At 65.8% G+C, this 3,224-nt stretch carries 4 protein-coding genes; 1 reads left to right on the plus strand and 3 read right to left on the minus strand.

The window, feature by feature from the left end:
* From HKK72_RS37845 to HKK72_RS37855, 3 genes are all read right to left on the minus strand, one after another.
* The coding region (locus HKK72_RS37845) for a PEP/pyruvate-binding domain-containing protein (protein ID WP_315987649.1) at positions 1 to 1,287 on the minus strand (1,287 nt) is incomplete at its 3' end.
* 215 nt (positions 1,288 to 1,502) lie between these two features.
* Positions 1,503 to 1,769, minus strand: coding sequence for a WhiB family transcriptional regulator (locus tag HKK72_RS37850; protein ID WP_187239198.1), 267 nt, complete (start codon positions 1,767 to 1,769; stop codon positions 1,503 to 1,505).
* Positions 1,770 to 2,033: 264 nt separating this feature from the next.
* Positions 2,034 to 2,435 carry an STAS domain-containing protein gene (locus HKK72_RS37855; protein ID WP_187239199.1) on the minus strand — a complete coding sequence of 134 codons (402 nt, stop codon included), beginning with the start codon at positions 2,433 to 2,435 and terminating at the stop codon, positions 2,034 to 2,036.
* Between the two features lie 342 nt (positions 2,436 to 2,777).
* Here HKK72_RS37855 and HKK72_RS37860 point away from each other — a divergent pair.
* A partial coding sequence (locus HKK72_RS37860) for a hemerythrin domain-containing protein (RefSeq protein WP_187239200.1) occupies positions 2,778 to 3,224 on the plus strand: 447 nt, incomplete at its 3' end.

The raw sequence follows: 3,224 nt of genomic DNA on the forward strand, positions 1-3,224 counted from the left end.
GCCGTCGTGCAAGGCGACGACATCGTCGAAGTCCCGGTCGAGTTGCTCGTCGGAGTAGCCGCTCGGGTCGACATCACGCAACCGCGCGAACCGGCCGGCGAACTCTGGCAGCCAGATGTCTTGCCAGCGTTCGATGAGCCGCCCCGGCGTGTCCGCGCGGATCGCGCGCACACAGGCACGGATCCGACTCCGCAGCGGCGGCGCACATCGGATGAGCAGCGGCCACAGCCAGCTCGGCGGGGCACCACGGTCCTTGCCGCCCAGCGGCACCAGCCGCGTGTACTCCCAGCCCCCGATGTCGCGTGCCTCCAAGCCCTGCAAGAGGAAACCATGCTCGGCGAACGCGGCCCGCAAGGCCCGATTGCGCACCTCGAACAGGGCCCGTATGAACGGCGTCCACGGTTTCGGAGCGTGCGAGGCCTCGCGGGTCCAGTACCCGGGCGGCGGCTCGGCCGGGACCGGCACCGGTTCGGGGAGCGACTCAGGTAGTGCGGTGATCGGCCGGGCCTGGAGCAGGAACAGCTCACCCTCGGCGAGCGCCCATTCGATGTCCTGCGGTACGCCCTCGTGCGCCTCCACCCGCCGGGCCAACTCGGCGACCGATCGGACCTGGGCCGCGTCGATCGCGTCTTCCGGGTGCGCACCACAGGTCGCCGCATCACCCCGCACCACCCATTCGTCCGGGCAGGCCGCCCCGGAGACGAGCCGGCCCCCCAGGCCGCGTACAGCGCTGACCACCACCTCCTCCCGCTCACCGGTGACAGGGTTGGCGGTGAACGCCACCCCGGCCGCCTCGGCCGGGACCATCCGCTGGACCAGCACCGCGAGACGGCTGTGCCGCGGCAGGCCGCGGGTCTCGCGGTAGCGGCGCACATGCGCAGAGCGACCTGACGTCCCGCACTCACCCACCGCTACCAGCAGTGGCTCCCCAGCGTCCACGTCCAACACGCTCTCGTACTGCCCGGCATGCGAGGCATCTTCGCTGTCCTCCTCAATGCCCGAGGAACGCACAGCCAACGGTCCCTTCAGCCGCCCGGCCGCGGCCAGGACAGTCGCCGCCAACCGATCTTCGAGACGACCGCCGACCATCCCGCGGTCCAACGTCCCTGCCAAAATCACGAAACCGTTCGAGACCGGGAAACCGGCCGCCCGCAGTCCGCCCAAGCTCGCCGCCCTACCTCCGGCCTCCGCCGGGCCCAGCCGGCCGGCCTCATCCAAAGCCACAATGTCGCAGGTCCGCTGATCAGCCACAGCACCGCTCCTCCGCCGATCGGATACTCCCAGCATCAGCGTGCACAGCGCCTCAGCCCATACGTATCTCCATGTATCCGTACGTGAGCAATGGTCAAAGGCCTGGGGGAGCTGACCGTTGACGAAGGTCACTCCGGCGCGGACGAGGGCGGCACAGTGGGATGCGCTAACGGCGTCGGCGGGCCTGCGCGGACTCGATGAGCTCCAAGGCCATGGCAGGGAACTCCTGGGAAACGCATTGGCGCATCCGGTCAAGCCGCCGGGTGCGGTTCAGCGGTCTCGTCGCGGGCGGAGCGGTGTGGTCGCCAGTTCTCGAGCGTAATCCGCCTTTGCTCGGTGAGTCCGCCCCAGATACCGTGCTTTATTCCGTTGATCAGTGCATAGTTTAGGCACTGGGCTTTTACGCTACATCGATGGCAGATGGATACGGCCTGCTCGATCTGGCCGAGAACGGCGTCCCCCAAGCCGATCGGGAAGAACAGCTCGGGGTCTTCCGTGCGGCATTCGCTCTCAGCCATCCAAGGAGCATGATCTGCGTACGCGGTGTTAGTAACCATGATGTGCCTCGCGTGGAAGGTTCGGAGTACGGCGTCGCCTGCGCACCTGGCGCTGCAGCAACACTTCCCCACACACGGAAAGTATGACTACAAAGCGCAAGACCATCCGAATGTCATCGCCGACTCGGGGATCTGAGCCTGGACGCAGCGTGAGGCCATCGCGCTCCGGCGCCCAGCAGTTACATGGGAACCGTCCGCGAGCCCAGAGAGTGACATCGCCACAGCTCATTCGATCACCCTGCCATTCCCGCCGCGAGAGGATTTGTCGGTAGGAGAACGTGCGGTGAACGAATGATCGGTCAGCGCCTGGGCCGCTGTCGCGTAGCACGGGATCCGGCTATCAAGGCCGCTGAGCTGGAGCGCCCTGGCGACCTGCGGCCTGCATGAGGCCAGGGCCACGGCCCCACCGTGTTCGGTGGCCTTTCGCTGGGCCTGTAGGAGGACGCCGAGCCCTGCGCTATCGATGAAGACCAGTTCGGTCAGGTCCAGAACCAGACCAGGGGCCTGCTTGTAGGCTTTCGCTATCTGCGCGACCAAGGTGTCGGCGGTGGCCAGGTCCAGCTCACCGTTCAGTGCAACGACCGTGACTCCATCATGTCGTGTGCTGGACGCGTCCAAGCCCGGCATCAATGTCTCCTTCATCCACGTCGTTCCGCACTGATTGCACACGCCGACAATCCGCCACTCGGGAGGTGTGCATCCCAGGCTCTTCCTGATCAGACTGAGCGGACGGCTTGCCACATATGCCCCCTATGGGCAAAAGGTAACAATAACGCCTACTGTACTGATTGGCCGGAATCTACCCCGATGTCAGGAAATAAACAGCCTCATCGGCCGACTTGCGGTCAACACCGGGGCGGCGGAGATCGCCGGGTGCGAAAAGTCTCCGCGGACAGACCGCTCGCATGTTGCTTCGGATGCGGGGTAGTACGAGCGATCCCGGGCGCCCGGATGACATGAGGAGATGAGATGACCGACGTCGTACGACTTATCACCCAGGATCACCGTCAGTTCGAGAAGCTCTTCGATCAGATCAAGGTCGACCGAGAGCGACGTGCTGAGCTGCTGGATCTGGTCGCCGCGTCGCTTGCCGCCCACTCCAGGGCCGAGGAAGAGGAGGTCTACCCAGCCGTGGCCGAAGAGGCCGGGGAGCGTGAGGAGGCCGGCCACGGAACCGAGGAACATCATGAGGCTGAGGAACTGCTGGCGGAAGTACGGCGGCTGCCGACCGATGGGCCAGAGTTCGACGCCAAGTTCAAAGAATTCGTCGACGCCATCAACCACCATGTCGAAGAGGAGGAGACCGAGATTCTCCCGGCGCTTGGCAAGGCGGTCTCGACCAAGCGGCTCGAGGAGTTGGGTGTCGCCTTCGCCCAGCGCCGTGATGAGGTTCTAGCCTTCGGCGAGGACGGCGAG

Source organism: Actinomadura sp. HBU206391 (genome assembly GCF_014323665.1).
GTDB lineage: Bacteria > Actinomycetota > Actinomycetes > Streptosporangiales > Streptosporangiaceae > Actinomadura_C.